Source organism: Bacteroides sp. 51 (assembly GCF_010500965.1).
Lineage (GTDB): Bacteria > Bacteroidota > Bacteroidia > Bacteroidales > Bacteroidaceae > Bacteroides.
In genome coordinates, this window is record NZ_QVMI01000016.1 from 25,701 (window position 1) to 42,175 (window position 16,475).

Annotated in this window: 16 protein-coding genes; 5 read left to right on the forward strand and 11 right to left on the reverse strand. The window is 41.6% G+C overall.

Features of this window, described 5'->3' with window-relative positions; translation table 11 throughout:
- The first annotated feature begins 33 nt into the window (after positions 1 to 33).
- Positions 34 to 801, forward strand: a complete 768-nt coding sequence (locus D0T87_RS12865) for an N-acetylmuramoyl-L-alanine amidase-like domain-containing protein (RefSeq protein WP_163175543.1) — start codon at positions 34 to 36, stop codon at positions 799 to 801.
- 2 nt (positions 802 to 803) lie between these two features.
- Here the strand turns inward: D0T87_RS12865 and D0T87_RS12870 are convergent, their stop codons facing one another.
- Both D0T87_RS12870 and D0T87_RS12875 read right to left on the reverse strand, forming a co-directional pair.
- Positions 804 to 1,943, reverse strand: a complete 1,140-nt coding sequence (locus D0T87_RS12870; RefSeq protein ID WP_163175544.1) for a DUF4919 domain-containing protein — start codon at positions 1,941 to 1,943, stop codon at positions 804 to 806.
- Positions 1,944 to 2,122: 179 nt separating this feature from the next.
- Positions 2,123 to 3,340, reverse strand: a complete 1,218-nt coding sequence (locus tag D0T87_RS12875; RefSeq protein WP_163175545.1) for an acyloxyacyl hydrolase — start codon at positions 3,338 to 3,340, stop codon at positions 2,123 to 2,125.
- Between the two features lie 82 nt (positions 3,341 to 3,422).
- Here D0T87_RS12875 and D0T87_RS12880 point away from each other — a divergent pair, with 82 nt between their 5' ends.
- Together D0T87_RS12880 and D0T87_RS12885 are read left to right on the forward strand one after the other, a co-directional pair.
- A complete protein-coding gene (locus tag D0T87_RS12880; RefSeq protein ID WP_163175546.1) occupies positions 3,423 to 3,941 on the forward strand; it encodes an occludin in 519 nt (172 codons plus the stop codon).
- A 27-nt stretch (positions 3,942 to 3,968) separates the two neighbouring features.
- Positions 3,969 to 4,859 carry an SDR family oxidoreductase gene (locus tag D0T87_RS12885; RefSeq protein WP_163175547.1) on the forward strand — a complete coding sequence of 297 codons (891 nt, stop codon included), beginning with the start codon at positions 3,969 to 3,971 and terminating at the stop codon, positions 4,857 to 4,859.
- Positions 4,860 to 5,426: 567 nt separating this feature from the next.
- Here the strand turns inward: D0T87_RS12885 and galE are convergent.
- From galE to D0T87_RS12930, 9 genes are all read right to left on the reverse strand, one after another.
- Positions 5,427 to 6,461 (reverse strand): UDP-glucose 4-epimerase GalE, encoded by a 1,035-nt coding sequence (gene galE / locus D0T87_RS12890; protein ID WP_163175548.1) that lies wholly within the window; start codon positions 6,459 to 6,461, stop codon positions 5,427 to 5,429.
- 96 nt (positions 6,462 to 6,557) lie between these two features.
- Positions 6,558 to 7,130: an electron transport complex subunit RsxA gene (gene rsxA, locus D0T87_RS12895; protein WP_163175549.1), complete on the reverse strand. Its 573-nt coding sequence runs from the start codon at positions 7,128 to 7,130 to the stop codon at positions 6,558 to 6,560.
- 26 nt (positions 7,131 to 7,156) lie between these two features.
- Complete coding sequence (gene rsxE, locus D0T87_RS12900) at positions 7,157 to 7,741, reverse strand: electron transport complex subunit RsxE (protein ID WP_163175550.1); 585 nt, start codon at positions 7,739 to 7,741, stop codon at positions 7,157 to 7,159.
- 17 nt (positions 7,742 to 7,758) lie between these two features.
- Positions 7,759 to 8,487 (reverse strand): RnfABCDGE type electron transport complex subunit G, encoded by a 729-nt coding sequence (locus D0T87_RS12905; RefSeq protein WP_163175551.1) that lies wholly within the window; start codon positions 8,485 to 8,487, stop codon positions 7,759 to 7,761.
- Positions 8,484 to 9,479: an RnfABCDGE type electron transport complex subunit D gene (locus D0T87_RS12910; protein WP_163175552.1), complete on the reverse strand. Its 996-nt coding sequence runs from the start codon at positions 9,477 to 9,479 to the stop codon at positions 8,484 to 8,486. Before D0T87_RS12910 ends, D0T87_RS12905 begins: the two co-directional genes overlap by 4 nt.
- An 8-nt stretch (positions 9,480 to 9,487) precedes the next feature.
- Positions 9,488 to 10,825, reverse strand: a complete 1,338-nt coding sequence (gene rsxC, locus D0T87_RS12915; protein ID WP_163175553.1) for an electron transport complex subunit RsxC — start codon at positions 10,823 to 10,825, stop codon at positions 9,488 to 9,490.
- 37 nt (positions 10,826 to 10,862) lie between these two features.
- Positions 10,863 to 11,729 carry a Fe-S cluster domain-containing protein gene (locus D0T87_RS12920; RefSeq protein WP_163175554.1) on the reverse strand — a complete coding sequence of 289 codons (867 nt, stop codon included), beginning with the start codon at positions 11,727 to 11,729 and terminating at the stop codon, positions 10,863 to 10,865.
- Between the two features lie 3 nt (positions 11,730 to 11,732).
- Entirely contained in the window at positions 11,733 to 12,155 is a 423-nt protein-coding gene (locus D0T87_RS12925) for a SoxR reducing system RseC family protein (RefSeq protein WP_163175555.1), read from the reverse strand.
- A gap of 226 nt (positions 12,156 to 12,381) precedes the next feature.
- Positions 12,382 to 13,746, reverse strand: coding sequence for a DUF3078 domain-containing protein (locus D0T87_RS12930; RefSeq protein WP_163175556.1), 1,365 nt, complete (start codon positions 13,744 to 13,746; stop codon positions 12,382 to 12,384).
- A 193-nt stretch (positions 13,747 to 13,939) separates the two neighbouring features.
- Between D0T87_RS12930 and D0T87_RS12935 the strand changes: the two genes are divergently transcribed.
- Both D0T87_RS12935 and D0T87_RS12940 read left to right on the forward strand, forming a co-directional pair.
- Positions 13,940 to 15,415: a glycoside hydrolase family 125 protein gene (locus tag D0T87_RS12935; RefSeq protein ID WP_163175557.1), complete on the forward strand. Its 1,476-nt coding sequence runs from the start codon at positions 13,940 to 13,942 to the stop codon at positions 15,413 to 15,415.
- Between the two features lie 31 nt (positions 15,416 to 15,446).
- Positions 15,447 to 16,403, forward strand: coding sequence for a glycoside hydrolase family 43 protein (locus tag D0T87_RS12940; protein ID WP_239063659.1), 957 nt, complete (start codon positions 15,447 to 15,449; stop codon positions 16,401 to 16,403).
- Positions 16,404 to 16,475 lie beyond the last annotated feature (72 nt).

The window sequence follows — 16,475 nt, forward strand, 5'->3', positions numbered from 1 at the left end:
TAACGGGCGGTTCGCGAACCGCCCCTACAGTATATGAAAATAATTCTTTTTATCGCCAGCTGTTTGGTATTCACTACCCTATCGGCCCAACAAGACAATCTGATGCCTAAACACGGATTAAGCCTTGTTGGGACTCCTTATGTGGCACATACACTGGAAAGAACAGAGCAGGAAGAATTGTTTACTAGCCGCAAGGAATTGGACTGCACTACTTTTGTTGAAAGCGTAATGGCAATGACTTTATCCTCCAAAGAAGATGGTACTTTCTCTGAAAATGATTTTGCTGTAAACCTACAAAGAATACGCTATCGCGATGGAATTCTTGATGACTATACTTCACGCTTGCATTATATAGCCGACTGGATCAATAATAATATCCAGAAAGGAATCATCCAGGATATAACCGCTGCATATAGCAAAGATACCGATATTATACACCTGTCTTTCATGTCGCGAAACCCGGATAAGTACAAACATCTGAAAAACAATCCGGAAAACACCTCCTTCATGGCAGAAGTAGAAAAGAGGCTCAGCGGACAGGAGGTACACTGGATGCCTAAACAGAAACTCCCCGACGAAGGATTCCCCTGGATACACGATGGGGACATCATTATGCTAAGCACCAATATCCAGGGACTGGACGTCAGCCATATGGGAATTGCCATCTACCAAAATGGTAAACTACATCTGCTACATGCTTCATCTGTAGAGAAAAAGGTCGTGGTAGACAAACGGACACTACGCAATCAGCTGGCGCAGAGCAAGCATGTAACAGGTATTAGGGTAGTCAGGGTAAATTAAGCTTATTCAAACATTTTATTCAGATGGTTAAGTGATTGGTTTACATCAAACCATAACTCCTCCAATCCGTCTCTATTAAGCTCTAAATACAAAACATCGTATCCACCGTCCATCAAGGACTGGCTCTGCATAGATAAGTTGCTAAAAAACAAATAATCATATTCATTATGCACAGCGGTTACGTGTATAGCCGTTTCCTCTTCTAATCCATCTCCTGTTGAGTTTAGGGCATCAAGAACACACATTATTTTGTGGTAGTTTCTGTCAGCAAAATAAGATCTTCCTAAAGCATGATATGCCATTCTTTGATAATGAAGGTATTTACAGTTAAATGGCTGCACTTTCAATGTAAGATTAATCAATGACACTAATTCCTTCCATTCGTCCTCTGTTGGTTTTTCCTTGTTTAATATGGCATTAACCTGCGCTCCATCGTGTACTGATGAGTATGGAGAATACTTTTCATTAAATACATAGCCATAATATAGATGTCTCCTTTCATCCACAGTCATAGTACTATCGCCTTGCTGATATCTATCCCAAAGTTTAGGATAATAAAGGTTGGACTCTTTGTTTTCAATGTTTATCTTAATCTGGTCATAATCCGGTTTAACAAAATTATCTTCCCACGACATATCATTGCTGATAAAAAGTTGCTGGGCCAATGTATCTCCCAGTTGTGCCGCTTTTTTGGCATACAATGTTTGATAAACATAACTGCCTTTTTCGCCATACAAGAAACTCAAATAATAGTATTCATTCGGAGAGTCAGGTTCTAAACTTATACCTTTCTTAAACATTTCTATAGCTTTGTCGTAATCGTGTTTTTCATTATAAACACTTCCTAATGCAAAGTAAGTAATTGCAACTGTATCGTTTTTTGTTATTGCTTTATTATACGATTCTATAGCCTTATCATATTCCTGAATGGCAGAATACGCTAATCCCAGATTATGGTAAGCATCACAATAATTGCTATCTACTTCAATGGCCTTTTGATAGTATTCTATCGCCTTGCTGTAGTTTGTACTATCCAATTCGGTATTGCCAAGCTTTTTCCATTCCTCCGCTGTTTGTGCACACAGATTAGTAGTTATAGGAAATAACACTACGATTAATAAAAACAATTTTGTCGTTTTCATATTTTCCTTAATAATGCTTTTCACCTACTCTTTGCTGGATTTTCGGTTTTCTCCCTGGTTCGGTCGCATACAAATAGCCAAGTCGCAGTCCGGATACGATCCGGACCAAAGATAAAAGAATATTTGATATCTACCAGAAAAAGAGGAGATTATCTTTTACCTCCCGTCCGCATAAGCTATTATTTCTTTCTGAAATGCCTAAACGTATACCCCACATTCAGATAAAGATAGCGGGAGCGGGTAAGATTTGTAGAGCGTACGCCGAAAGTGGCATACAGGTCGTTGAAGAGATATACTTTCAATCCGTAAATCTGATAAAGGCGTTTATCAATCTTGTCTTTATGCAGAACATCATAGCCTAAGTTGGCAAAGATAGAGTATCCGGGCATGGTTAGTTCACCTTTCAAGGACACCCCCACAGAGAAGCGATCACTAAATTTACCCAGTTTTATATATTCGGAATATTGGCCCGATATGGGATCATGTTCTCCTCTGAATTCGGCCCTTACACTTTCATCGTAAACAGCCTCAAGACTTGGTCCAAACATAAACCGGCGGGTATTATGGAACATATAGCTATAACTCAACCCGGCAACTTTAAACCGGTGTTTAGGATACTTGCTTCTCAGCCCGGTGCCGATTGTATCTACCTTAACCGTACGTGTAGTAAACATGAAAGCCAGATCATGAGCAGTGTTCTTATGGAATGCCGGAGGTGTATACACCCCTTCGGTAAGTATTTTCTTTTCTTCCACCGGATGAATCTTATAAGCCATCTCAATAAAAGCAGAGGCTTTATTGATGCCATTATTCGGCGTACGCAATGCTCCATTCGAGAAGTGCGTGATACTCACCCCGACATGTAAATCCCAGTGACGGGATAACTTCCATTTCAAATACCAATTCCCAGCCAGGTGAATGTTGGTACTCGATCCCAAAGCCATAAACCGGGGACGTTCGTACACATCATAATGTTGCCAACCGAATGCAACTCCCAGGTTTATCTCGTAATGCAAAGACCAATGCGGCGAGAATTGTTTCAAACGTGCACCTTGAAACAGGAAAACAGAGAAAGGGTCGCCCAAATCATATTTATCGCTGGGAAAATAAGGAAGATATACCCCAATACCTTTGTAGGGCATGCCATATAAAGCATCCTGCCAGCGGTCGCCGCGTGCAGACAAACCATACTTCAGGGTTAATGCCGAATAAGCAGGAGTCTTACTCCCCCCATCTCCCCCTATCTTACTGTTAGGCAGAAGAAAACCTTCCGAAAACTGGGCGGAGATAAATTGTGGACGTTTCGTTTTAATTGTATCTCCGGCCAACGCACATGAACAGACAAAAAAGGAAAGAAAAAGAAGTTTAATCCGTTTGAATGCTATACACCTGTTCATATACATATTATATTTTGACGGCAAAGATAACGTATTTTTTGTGTAAAATTGTATCTTTGTTAAGCCTAAACAAAATTATAGCATGAGAAAGCTTATATTCATACTAACGCTGTTAGCGGGAACTTTCCGGCTATCAGCACAAAATGAGGTTACTACCGATAGTATCCAAACGCCCCCTGCATATAACATCAAACCATTTGGAGATTTCATGCTGGATATGACGCTGTTTACTGCTCCAAAAATCCCATCGTTCAGCACCAATCTGCTGGGACCCGATGCAACAAAGGATTATAGCTTGTTGTTTATGCTGCCACTACAAATGGTCTTATCAAAAACGCATGTGTACAACTCATACAGTTCCTTTGGCATTGGTGTATTCCCTACCTCCAACTACTTGCAAAGTGCAACCTTTCAACTGAATGACAACATGCGGTTGAGTACGTACGGGCAATATACATTGGATGGTAAGCGCATTCCTAACCCCAGCGCCCTGCCGTGGGAGAAAAACAATTTTATGGGTGGAATGGAACTGAAATTTAATAAGAATTTCGGTATCCGGATAGAAGTTCAACAGGGACGTAACCCCATGTATCCATACTAAACAGCGAGGAACTGTACTTATATTTCAATGAAAAACATACTTATAATAGGTGCAAACGGATTCACAGGCAGGAGAATATTAAACGATCTTTCCAAATGCAATACGTTTCATGTCGTGGGTTGCTCTTTACGGGAAGATATTCTGCCACAAGATACCCACCAGTTTATCCAGGCAGATATACGGGACGAAAAACAAGTGGAAGAATTATTCGAAACCGTTCGTCCGGAAGTTGTAATCAATACCTCCGCCCTATCCGTTCCCGACTACTGCGAAACCCACCATGCAGAGGCATGGGCCACCAATACCGATGCTGTAGAAAGACTTGCACGATTCTGCGAAGCATACCAAAGTCGTTTTATCCATCTGTCCACCGATTTCGTTTTCGATGGAAAAGGCCGCCAACTTTATACCGAGGATGATAAACCAGCCCCGGTAAACTACTATGGCGTAACCAAGCTGGCAGGGGAAGAGAGAGTTCAACAACTATGCAGCAATTATGCAATTGTACGTGTAGTGGTGGTCTATGGTAAAGCACTACCCGGACAACACGGGAATATACTGCAACTGGTAGCAAACAAACTCAGCAATGGAGAACCCGTACGCGTAGTATCCGATCAATGGCGCACGCCAACTTTTGTTGGAGATGTATCGGCCGGAGTTAAACTGCTGATCGAAAAACCACTGAATGGCATCTTCCATATTTGTGGAAGTGAATGTTACAGTATATCCGAAATAGCCTACCGGGTGGCCAGTTATCTGCAACTGGACAGTTCGCTAATCCAACCCGTAACGACAGCAGAAATGGGCGAGGCCACTCCCCGTCCACAATTCAGTGGATTAAGTAATGCCAAAGCCCATAAGGAACTAAGCTTTCTGCCTATTGCATTGGAGCAGGGTTTAATAGAAATGTTTGGCTGATACAAACGGACAAACCTTGAAAAGACCCGGGTGTATCAATCCGAAAGACCCGGGTGTATGGGTATGGAAGACCCGGGTCTTTTGGATCAAAACACCCGGGTGTATTGAAACTCATCAAACTGTATATTGAAAAGAAATAAACTTCTATTGCCGAAAGATTGCGGTTCAAATTAAGAAGGAGAACATAATATCTGTGTGACTTGTGACACTAGCGTGCGATTTCCAGACTACACATCGTTCTCCAAAATCTCCCTATTCATCAACATCCCAGAGAGGCTGTGTGAGATATGACACCTTTTCTGCGGAAAAACCATATGTAGAGGTGTAATGAGCATTATCTCACAAAACAAAAACGGTACCACGATTCTCATCGCAGTACCGCCACAACACAAACACAAAATAAAACACGACAAAACTACTATGCAATCAACCTGTCAATGTCGGGGAGACATTAGTAACTGTTTTCCTATATTCACATACAAAAAACAGCATCAGGAAGATTCGCACCTTTTAAACAAATGGTAGAGACCATTTGTTTAAGTTTTAATATCTAAAAAAGCTAAACAATTATTGTATACCTCTTTCACGCAGCTTCAGCTGCCATGCCCATGCAGAGCGAAGAGTATCTTCAATGCTGGTTTCAGCTTTCCATCCTAACTCATTATTCGCGTATTCCGGATTGGCCCATACTTTCTCTATATCTCCGGCACGGCGTCCTACAATCTCGTAGTTCAGTTTTACACCGGTAGACTCTTCAAAAGCATTTATTAATTCCAATACAGAAAGACCGCGTCCTGTTCCAATGTTGAACACTTCAACTTTGGCTTTTTGTTTCTTTTGTAAAATTCTATCAATCGCAACAACATGGGCTTTAGCCAAGTCAACTACGTTGATAAAATCACGGATACAAGATCCGTCGGGAGTATCATAATCATCACCAAATACGCTTAACTTCTCACGAATACCTATCGCAGTCTGCGTAAGGAAAGGTATCAGGTTCTGAGGAACTCCATTGGGCAACTCTCCTAACAATGTAGAAGGATGAGCACCTATCGGATTAAAATAACGTAATAATATTGCATCAATAGGGGCTCCGGAAGCAACAGTATCCTGAACAATTTCTTCATTGATCTGTTTTGTATTTCCATAAGGAGACTCAGCTTTCTTTATCGGAGCTTTTTCCGTTACCGGAAGTTCATCCGGTTGACCGTATACCGTACATGAAGACGAGAATACAATTCCACCAACATGATGTTTCGGCATTAACTCCAAAAGATTGATCAAAGATACTAAATTATTACGATAATACAAAAGTGGTTTTTGTACAGACTCACCTACAGCCTTACTGGCAGCAAAGTGAATAATGGCTTCAATTCCTTGATACTTGGTAAATAATGCATCTAAGCCATCGAAATCAAGACAATCCAATTCTTCAAAGATCGGACGAATTCCAGAAACTTTTTCTATGTTGTCTACGACATCAGCACCGGAGTTTGAAAGGTTATCTATTATAATTACTTCATAACCTGAATTTTGTAACTCTACAACTGTGTGAGAACCAATGTATCCGGTTCCTCCGGTAACTAGAATCCTTTTTCCCATTTTTGTTTTGCTTATGATTTATTTGTTATCCGCTGCAAATTTATATAAATAAATCAATTTATGGGTAGATAAATCAAACTTTTATTTAAGTTTTTATTAAACGATACCCGAAAAGCCCATAAAAGCCATAGCAAGAAGTCCGGCAGTGATCAAGGCTATCGGAGTACCAGCCATACCTTTAGGCAGCTTTACCAATGCCATCTGCTCTCTTAATCCGGCGAATAAAATTAACGCAAGCGCAAATCCAAGGGCAGTAGAAAATGCATAAACCACTCCGGTAAGCAGATCGTAATCTTTCTGGATAACCAGAATGGCTACCCCAAGAATACAACAGTTGGTAGTGATCAATGGTAAAAATACACCCAATGCCTGATAAAGCGCAGGAGATACTTTCTTTAAAATAATCTCGACCATCTGTACCAAACCGGCAATCACCAGAATAAAGGTAATGGTTTGCAGGTACTCAAGTCCAAAAGCATTGAGAACGTATTTCTGAATAAGGAAAGTTACGATAGTGGCAATGGTAAGCACAAACGCTACCGCTGCTCCCATGCCTGTTGCCGTTTCTACTTTCTTGGATACACCAAGGAACGGACAGATTCCCAGGAATTGTGACAACACAATGTTGTTCACAAAGATGGCCGAGATAAATATAATGATATATTCCATAATTGTTTCTTCTGTTAATTAGTGACTTATGCTTTCTTTAACCGGTTAATAATTGCAATGAGATAACCTAAAGCTATAAATGCACCCGGAGCGAGTACAAACAAAAGCATACCATACTCTTCCGGATAAATAGTCAGATTAAAGATTTTACCTGTGCCTAAAAGCTCGCGTGTAGCACCAAGCAAGGTCAGAGCCAATGTAAAACCAAGCCCCATTCCTAAACCATCAAACATGGAGCTGACCGGATTATTTTTAGCGGCAAAAGCTTCCGCCCGTCCAAGTACGATACAGTTAACCACGATCAATGGAATGAAAAGACCAAGTGTAGCATACAAATCGGGCACATAGGCTTGCATAACCATCTGGAGCAAGGTCACAAACGAGGCGATAACAACAATGAATGCAGGAATACGCACCATATCAGGAATCAGGTTCTTAATCAGTGAGATTACAAGGTTGGAACAGATCAATACAAACATGGTAGCCAACCCCATTCCCATACCATTAATTGCCGAGGAGGTCGTACCCAACGTAGGACACATACCAAGCAGAAGTACCAATACGGGATTCTCTTTGATAATCCCGTTCATTAACACTTTAAAGTTATTCATATCAATACTCCTTTCTTTTATTTAGCACTGATGGAATCAGTAGATTCAACTTTTGATGTAGCAGCCGTAGTACCATCTTCTGCCTGTTGAGTAGCAGCAGTGTTGGTATCGGTTTCTGTAGCAGTAGCTTTAGTCTGCTGAGAAGCTGAAGTATGGGCATCAGGATTTCCTTTATATGCACCATATGCAGCATTCACTGCATTCAAGAAAGCACGTGTGGTAATGGTCGAAGCAGTAATAGCATCAATCTGCCCACCATCGTTCTTCACAACCAAAGGTGACTCACCCGGATTCATTCCAACGATGCTACCTTTATTTCCTTCCTTAAACCAGATATCGGCTTTAGAACCTAACCCTGGAGTCTCAGCATGTGACAACAAAGCATAATCGTATATCTTCCCTTCAGCATCAAAACCAACAAGTACCTTTATCTCTCCGCCAAATCCTAATGTAGCAGACTGTACAGCAGTACCTACCACCTGATCGCCGTTCTTAGCCGGATAAACAATAAACTGAACCAGCTTCTTACCATTCTTTTCTTCAAATATGGTATCGCATTCGGCTACAGGATTGTTTGTAAACTCAGGCACAACGTTCTTCAACGCATCATTCAGCGTTTTCATATTTGCAGCCGCAATGGGTTCTTTGGTTAACTCATTGACGTATGCAAGTAGCCCTACAGCAACAACAGTTACGCCTGTTAGGACTAATAGCATATTTTTAAGTGATGACTCTAACTTTTTCATTTCTTTTTTGCCACCTCCCCAAAGCGTTTTGGTTTACAATACATATTAATAAGCGGAGTAAATGCATTCATAATCAGAATAGCAAATGACATTCCTTCGGGATAAGCGCCAAACAAACGAATCACCACAGTCAGTATACCAATAGCCACCCCGTAGATCAACATTCCTTTTTTACTCATAGGAGAAGTTACATAATCGGTCGCCATGAAAATAGCGCCCAGCATCAAACCTCCCGAAAGTAGTTGAATGACCGGAGATACATAAACTTCAGGATTCACGAAATACATGATACCGGAGAATATGAATACAGTACCCAGGATGGAAACCGGTATATGCCAGGTGATAATCTTTCTCCATAACATATACACCAAACCAATTAACAAGGCAACAGCACTGATTTCACCAATACAACCCGGATTATTACCTATAAATAAGTCTAATGAACTTGGCAGATCAGCCAAAGTTGTATTAGGGTCATTGTGAATAATCCGCTTCATTATAGCAAGAGGCGTTGCAGCAGTTTCAACATCCACATACGAGCCTAATTGTCCGACAACCGGCCAGGTAGTCATTTGTACCGGGAACGAAAGCAACAGGAACACACGACCTGCCAATGCAGGGTTGAATGGATTGTTACCTAAACCACCGAATGACATCTTCCCTACTCCGATAGCAAATAACGCACCAATGATGATGATCCAGATCGGAAGGTTAGACGGTAAGTTGAATGCCAACAGCACACCTGTAATAGCAGCCGAACCATCGCATATTGAATTTGTATTTTTTCTCAGAATGTATTTGGCAATTACCCACTCGAACAGCATACAAGCGATGACCGATGTAGCAGTAACAACCAACGCCCCTAAACCATAAAAAGCAAGTGATGCAATAAAAGCAGGTACCAGTGCAATCAACACACCGTACATATTCTTCTGTATGCTATCTCCACTATGCACATGGGGCGATAAGGATACGATTAATTTCTTTTCCATATATCAGATTAGTTTTTAGCTTGACGTGAACGAATCATTGCACCGACTTTAGCCTTTCCTAAGCGACAATAGTCAAGCAACGGCAAACGGGCAGGACAAGTGAACTGGCAGGAACCGCACTCAATACAATCCATGATGTGTTCTCTTTCCATTCTTTCAAAATCTCCATTTTCGGCCAATACCGACAGCAAATAAGGTTCCAATCCCATCGGACAAGCACCTACACACTTACCACAACGAATACAACTTTTAGCCTCACCACGTTTAGCCTCTTTGATATTCATAATCAGGATACCTGAGCTTCCTTTGGCAGTGGGCACATCTGTGTTCACCAACGCTTTACCCATCATAGGACCGCCACTGATAATCTTGCCGGTATCTTCGGGCAAACCACCGCACGCTTCAATCAACTGCTTCATCGGGGTACCGATACGAGCCATAAAGTTGGATGGTTGCTTAACCGACTTTCCGGTTATGGTAATCACACGTTCAAACAACGGTTTGTTTTTCTGAACAGCTTCATAAACCGCAAACGCAGTACCCACATTCTGAACAACCGCACCTACGGAAATAGGCAGAGCGCCACTGGCTACCTGACGAGACATCACAGCATCAATCAGCTGCTTTTCACCTCCCTGAGGATATTGCACCTTGAGAGGCACAACAGTAATACCTGCATACCCGGAAGCAACTTTCTTCATCAATTCAATAGCATCGGGCTTATTATTTTCAATGCCGATAAATGCTTTATTCACTTTAACCGCTTTCATGAGGATGTTTACCCCTACCATGATTTCTTCGGCATGTTCCAACATAAGTTGGTGGTCGGCCGTAAGATACGGTTCACACTCTACGGCATTTATAATGATGCACTCGGCCTTTGCTGTGGGAGGAGGAGTCAGTTTCACCTGAGTAGGGAAACACGCGCCACCAAGTCCTACAATACCGGCACTTGCAATCTTCTTAACAATTTCCTCCGATGAGAGGCTACAATCTTTTATCAGGTCGGGAGTACGATCGATGTTTTCCTCCCACTCATCACCATCAACATCAATGAAGATCGCCGGTTTGGCATATCCACTGGCATCAACAATCGAATCAATCTTAGTTACTTTACCACTGACAGATGAATGGACGGCTGCCGATACAAAGCCACCAGCCTCGGCAATCAATGTCCCTACCTTTACTACATCACCCTTTGCCACAACAGGTTTCGCAGGAGCACCGATATGCTGCCCTAATAGAATCACTGCCTTTTCGGGGACAGCCGCAGTTATGATGGATTGATGCGCTGAAAATTTATTTTCGTGTGGATGAACTCCACCAATTGAAAATGTCTTCAACATACAGTTATGTATTTAATTCTGTTATTACTCTTATTTCTTACGCTTCGGCCACCGGAGCTACTTCTTTCACCTCTTCTTTGGGTTTACGAGGAGGGAAATTCTCTTCGATAATCGTATGTTGCGGACAAACCTCAACGCACTTACGGCATAGCTTACATTTATTAAAGTCAATATAAGCCAGGTTATTCTCCAATGTGATAGCTTCGAACGAACAAGCTTTTACACACTTGCCACAACCGATACAACCTACTTCACAAGCTTTACGAGTAACCGCCCCTTTATCCTTATTTACACAGGATACATACACACGGCGAGACTTCTTTCCTTTGGCACGAAGTTCAATAATCGACTTCGGACAAGCCTTCACACATGCGCCACAAGCCGTACACTTATCTTCCACTACTTCAGGAAGCCCGGTTTCCGGATTCATGTGGATAGCATCAAACTGGCAAACAGAAACACAGTCTCCACATCCCAGACATCCATAACTACATCCGGTTTCGCCACCGTAAAGAGAAGCAGCAATCGCACAGCTTACAGCACCGTCATACATATTTGTACGAGGACGCTTTGCACACGATCCGCTACATCTAACCACAGCAAGCATTGGCTCGGCAGTTCCGGCATCCCTACCTAATATGGATGCTATCTGAACCATCAATTCCTGGCCACCTACCGGACAAAACTTTCCATCAAGTGTGTCTGCTTTTACACAGGCATCGGCAAACCCTGAACAACCGGGAAAGCCACAACCTCCACAGTTAGCCTGAGGAAGTATTTCTGCTACCTGAGCAATTCGCGGGTCTTCATACACAGCAAATTTCTTAGAAGCTGCATAAAGAATAACGGCTATAACAAGCGCTATTGCTCCCAATGAAATTACTGCAATCAGAATCAAATTCATAAATTAGCTATTTATAGGTTTTATTGTAAATGAAAAATTCTTTTTCAATTTGGCTCTATTCAGCCACACCACAAAGTAATAAGGGACAAGTAAGCCCAACGATATAAGACCGGACAGCAGTTCATTGCCACCCGAAACATGCATAAATATGAAAAGAGAAATAACTAAAACTAAAAAAGGAATGAAAAAGGCCAGAAGTACAGCCATCATTCCCATAGAGGTTTCTCCAACAACAGTTACCTGATCTCCTGGTTTATAAGAGGAATAAGGTGCACTGATTTCAAGTATCTTTTCTTTGCTATCGGCCGAAGAACAGTGCCCCTTGACACTACAAGCCACACATGCCGATGTCTGGATGATTCTCACAAAAACATGAGCATCATCTATGTTTTCCACGATACCTTGATGAGTTATTACATTAGCCATTTTGCAAACTGAAGATTACAAATTGCGGCAAATTTAAGCATATTTTATAAACCACGAAGCATTCGGTTGTTTTTTCTATGTAATAAATTGGTCTTTTTAGGTTTATTTTCAAATCAACAATAAAGCCCGCAATTGGAAAACTTTTTCCAATTGCGGGCTTTATGTTTCTATTTGCCAGATTTTACTGCCAAACCCTAAAAACAGTCTAGCAAAAACATCTTTTTAGTTACCATTTATAATTAATACCGAAACTTAGCAACTCCTGAAGTTGAAAGTAACTATGGTCGTCTACACGCTTAGCACCATCATCAAAGCGGGCATGTACAAAAAGCTTTGTCGACAAATAACGATTCAACACAAAGTTGACCGTATTCTCCCACTCGGCTTCCACTTTATCATAATTGGTAAAGCAGTACAAACGGGAATCAAGTACAACGGAAGGGATAATCTTCCAGGAAAGCGTGGTCTGTATTTTCGAACCGAAGTCCTGCAATGTCGATTTACCTTCGTCCAGTCCAAACTTGGTTTCATCTACCTTATCCAGTCCTACATAACGCAAATTATATGCCAACGGCGAAACGAAAACCGAAAGATTCATATCCTTTGTCTTCTTCTTATAGTCCATACCGATACTGAGTATCAAATTGGCCGGAGCCATAAAAGCAGACTGAACTTCATTAGAGTTCGTTTTATAATTGCGAAAGAACTGTGTGTTGAATTCACCCGAAATGGTATAATACCAATTATAAGCTGCCTGAATACCTAGTTTACTATATAGGCGCAAAAGGTCGGAATTCATCTTATAACTATGCATTGTATCGGCATCATTTGTTATAAAACCCACTTTAGCTTCAAACATGTTTTCAAACTGAACCTTTTCCTTATCATTATAATTAGCAAAAAGTTGAAGATAACCCAACATAGACTTATTACTATCTCCCCCTTTATGCCAGTTATCGGAAATATAGTTCTGTGTCAGTTGTAATGAGCCATTCCCACCGGTTATCCAGAAGTTCGGTTTATGGATAACCACTTCAGCCTCTCCTACTTCCACCCCTATAGGGTCTGGTTTGAACAGAGACAAAACAGATGTCTTGGGAGAAGGCTCTACCCCAATATCCTCACGGAATGCCTGACGGCTTCTTATTTCATCTTCAGTAGTGACAATTAGTTCAGGATGATTAATATAAGTATTTAGCAATACCTTGTTTACTTGCTTGTTCGTCCGGTCAACAGCCGTAAAAGCGTTTTCATTGAAAGGCAACATTTTCTCCGGACGTGTATCAGCAGTCGTTTCAAACGGCTGAAACTCCCAGGTCATTTCATTGATCTGATCAACAGGAGCATGATAAAATGCAAGCGGAGTAAAAAGACGGTAGTAGTAAGGATTAGGAGCAATATACCGCAAAGGGTATTGACTACGATTCAAAGAGTCGAGCGAACCAAAGTAATACTGATAAAGTAAAGATGGCATCGAATCTTGCTGTAATACAACATCTTTAGTTTTCGTAGCAGAGGGCGCAGCACCTTGTCCTGTAGCAGAGAAAGTAACAAAAATAATCGTGATTAACAGTAGACAATATTTCTTCATAATTATACGGTATTTGGGCGCAAAAGTACATTAAATAAATGAAATAATTAACAGAAAAAGAGAGAAAGGTACATCTTATATAATGGTTAATAAAATAATTCCGGAAATAACCCTCTCATAACCCCAAAATAACCCTATTTTTAATCTCTCATCTTTAATTTTAGGCTATAATTAATTTTAAAATATAAGAACCATGAGAATCAAGCTTAAAAAGCTACATGTTGTTGCTGCATTGGCTTTACTGACAGGAGTACCTGCAACAAGTTCAAACCTAACTCTTGCCCAAGATAACACACTGGTCATAAGCCACAGCCGGGAAGAAGTGAAATACAAGACAAATCGCCCCCCCGTTAAGAAACGTCTATTTACCTCAAAAGCAGTTGAAGAAGAGATTGTACGTGTAAAAAAGCTGCTTTCAAATCCTAAATTGGCATGGATGTTTGAGAATTGTTTTCCAAACACATTGGAAACAACAGTGCATTACCGAACAACCGACGGCAAACCGGATACCTTTGTTTATACCGGCGATATTCATGCCATGTGGCTCCGCGACTCCGGCGCTCAGGTGTGGCCGTATGTACAACTGGCAAACAGAGATCCGGAACTGAAAAAGATGCTGGCCGGAGTTATCAACCGCCAGTTCAAGTGTATTCTGATCGACCCGTATGCCAATGCATTCAATGACGGCGCCATACCCGATGGGCATTGGATGAGCGACATGACGGATATGAAACCGGAATTGCATGAGCGCAAATGGGAAATCGACTCTTTATGCTACCCTCTCCGATTGGCATATCACTACTGGAAAACAACAGGAGACACCAGCGTATTCAGCGAAAACTGGCTTAAAGCCATTGAGCTGGTGTTACAAACATTCAGGGAACAACAAAGAAAAGAAGGAGTTGGACCGTATAAATTTCAGCGTAAATCGGAACGTGCTTTGGATACATTGAACAACGATGGCTTGGGAGCACCGGTTAAACCTGTTGGCTTGATCGTTTCCAGCTTCCGTCCGTCCGATGATGCAACTACACTGCAATTCCTCGTACCATCCAATTTCTTTGCTGTTAGTTCGCTCCGCAAAGCAGCCGAAATTCTTGAAACTGTAAATGGAAAAACTACTCTGGCCCAAGAGTGTACAGCACTTGCCCGGGAAGTAGAAACTGCTTTAAAGAAATATGCTACCTACAACCATTCGAAATATGGAACTATCTATGCCTTCGAAGTAGACGGATTCGGAAATCATTACCTTATGGATGATGCCAATGTTCCCAGTCTGCTAGCCATGCCTTATCTCGGCGATATAGACGTGAATGACCCGATCTACCAAAACACCCGCAATTATGTATGGAGTGAAGATAATCCTTACTTCTTCAAAGGGAAAGCCGGCGAAGGAATCGGAGGTCCGCACATTGGTTACGACATGATCTGGCCCATGAGCATTATGATGAAAGCCTTCACCAGCCAATCCGATGAAGAGATAAAGGCTTGCGTCAAGATGTTGATGGATACAGATGCCGACACCGGATTTATGCACGAGTCTTTCCATAAAGACGATCCTAAGAACTTCACCCGCGCTTGGTTTGCCTGGCAGAATACCTTGTTTGGCGAACTGATTTTAAAATTAGTAAATGAAGGAAAAGTTGATTTACTCAATAGTATTAAATAAGAAAGCTCCTATGAAAAAAGTATTTTACCTTATGATTGCCTCTGCTTTTCTAGTCTCATGCAATCAATCCAATAAAAAAGCAGAGATGAGTGGAAATCCACTGTTCGAGGGCTGGTATGCCGACCCGGAAGCCATTATTTACGATGATACATACTGGATTTACCCTACATGGAGCGATGAATACGAAAATCAGATCTTCTTTGACTGTTTTTCTTCTAAAGATTTAGTCACATGGACAAAGCACAGTAACATTCTGGATACAACCGAGGTTAAATGGGCAAAAAGAGCCATGTGGGCTCCATCGGTAATTAAAAACAAGAATAAATACTACCTCTTCTTCGGAGCTAACGACGTGCATCCCGGAGAAACCGGAGGCATCGGTGTAGCAATCAGCGACCGCCCGGAAGGACCATACAAAGACCTGATCAACAAACCTCTGATTCAGGAAAATGTGAACGGTGCACAGCCCATCGACCAATTTGTATTCAGAGATGAAGATGGTACACATTATATGTATTATGGCGGGTGGGGTCATTGCAATATGGTGAAATTGAATGATGATTTTACCGACCTTGTTCCTTTCGATGATGGTACGTTATATAAGGAAGTAACTCCCGAAAACTATGTCGAAGGCCCTTTCATGCTTAAGAAAAACGGCAAATATTATTTTATGTGGAGCGAAGGTGGCTGGGGCAGTCCGGATTATTGCGTAGCTTACGCCATTTCCGACTCTCCTTTCGGTCCATTCGAACGTATAGGAAAGATCCTGGAACAGGATTCAACGGTAGCTACAAGTGCGGGGCATCACTCCATTATTCACATTCCGAATACGGAGCATTATTATATTGTCTATCACCGTCGTCCCTTGGGCGATGATGCACGCGACCATAGAGTTACCTGCATTGAGAAACTTACCTTTGATGAGAACGGATACATCAATCCTGTAAAAATTACGTTTGAAGGTGTAGAGGCAATGAAGATCAAATAATCCCTTGTCAAAAGGAGTTTGACAAGGGAGAAAAAAGGTCTAGGGCATACCACTGTGATGCCTAGGGGATCA

Excerpts from the sequence above, each read along its gene's own strand:
- D0T87_RS12910 (WP_163175552.1), bottom strand. The coding sequence starts at position 9,479 with ATGGAAAAGAAATTAATCGTATCCTTATCGCCCCATGTGCATAGTGGA.
- D0T87_RS12905 (WP_163175551.1), bottom strand. The coding sequence starts at position 8,487 with ATGAAAAAGTTAGAGTCATCACTTAAAAATATGCTATTAGTCCTAACA.
- D0T87_RS12880 (WP_163175546.1), top strand. The coding sequence starts at position 3,423 with ATGAGAAAGCTTATATTCATACTAACGCTGTTAGCGGGAACTTTCCGG.
- rsxA (WP_163175549.1), bottom strand. The coding sequence starts at position 7,130 with ATGGAATATATCATTATATTTATCTCGGCCATCTTTGTGAACAACATT.
- D0T87_RS12870 (WP_163175544.1), bottom strand. The coding sequence starts at position 1,943 with ATGAAAACGACAAAATTGTTTTTATTAATCGTAGTGTTATTTCCTATA.
- D0T87_RS12865 (WP_163175543.1), top strand. The coding sequence starts at position 34 with ATGAAAATAATTCTTTTTATCGCCAGCTGTTTGGTATTCACTACCCTA.
- D0T87_RS12940 (WP_239063659.1), top strand. The coding sequence starts at position 15,447 with ATGATTGCCTCTGCTTTTCTAGTCTCATGCAATCAATCCAATAAAAAA.
- rsxC (WP_163175553.1), bottom strand. The coding sequence starts at position 10,825 with ATGTTGAAGACATTTTCAATTGGTGGAGTTCATCCACACGAAAATAAA.
- galE (WP_163175548.1), bottom strand. The coding sequence starts at position 6,461 with ATGGGAAAAAGGATTCTAGTTACCGGAGGAACCGGATACATTGGTTCT.
- rsxE (WP_163175550.1), bottom strand. The coding sequence starts at position 7,741 with ATGAATAACTTTAAAGTGTTAATGAACGGGATTATCAAAGAGAATCCC.
- D0T87_RS12920 (WP_163175554.1), bottom strand. The coding sequence starts at position 11,729 with ATGAATTTGATTCTGATTGCAGTAATTTCATTGGGAGCAATAGCGCTT.
- D0T87_RS12885 (WP_163175547.1), top strand. The coding sequence starts at position 3,969 with ATGAAAAACATACTTATAATAGGTGCAAACGGATTCACAGGCAGGAGA.
- D0T87_RS12930 (WP_163175556.1), bottom strand. The coding sequence starts at position 13,746 with ATGAAGAAATATTGTCTACTGTTAATCACGATTATTTTTGTTACTTTC.
- D0T87_RS12875 (WP_163175545.1), bottom strand. The coding sequence starts at position 3,340 with ATGAACAGGTGTATAGCATTCAAACGGATTAAACTTCTTTTTCTTTCC.
- D0T87_RS12925 (WP_163175555.1), bottom strand. The coding sequence starts at position 12,155 with ATGGCTAATGTAATAACTCATCAAGGTATCGTGGAAAACATAGATGAT.
- D0T87_RS12935 (WP_163175557.1), top strand. The coding sequence starts at position 13,940 with ATGAGAATCAAGCTTAAAAAGCTACATGTTGTTGCTGCATTGGCTTTA.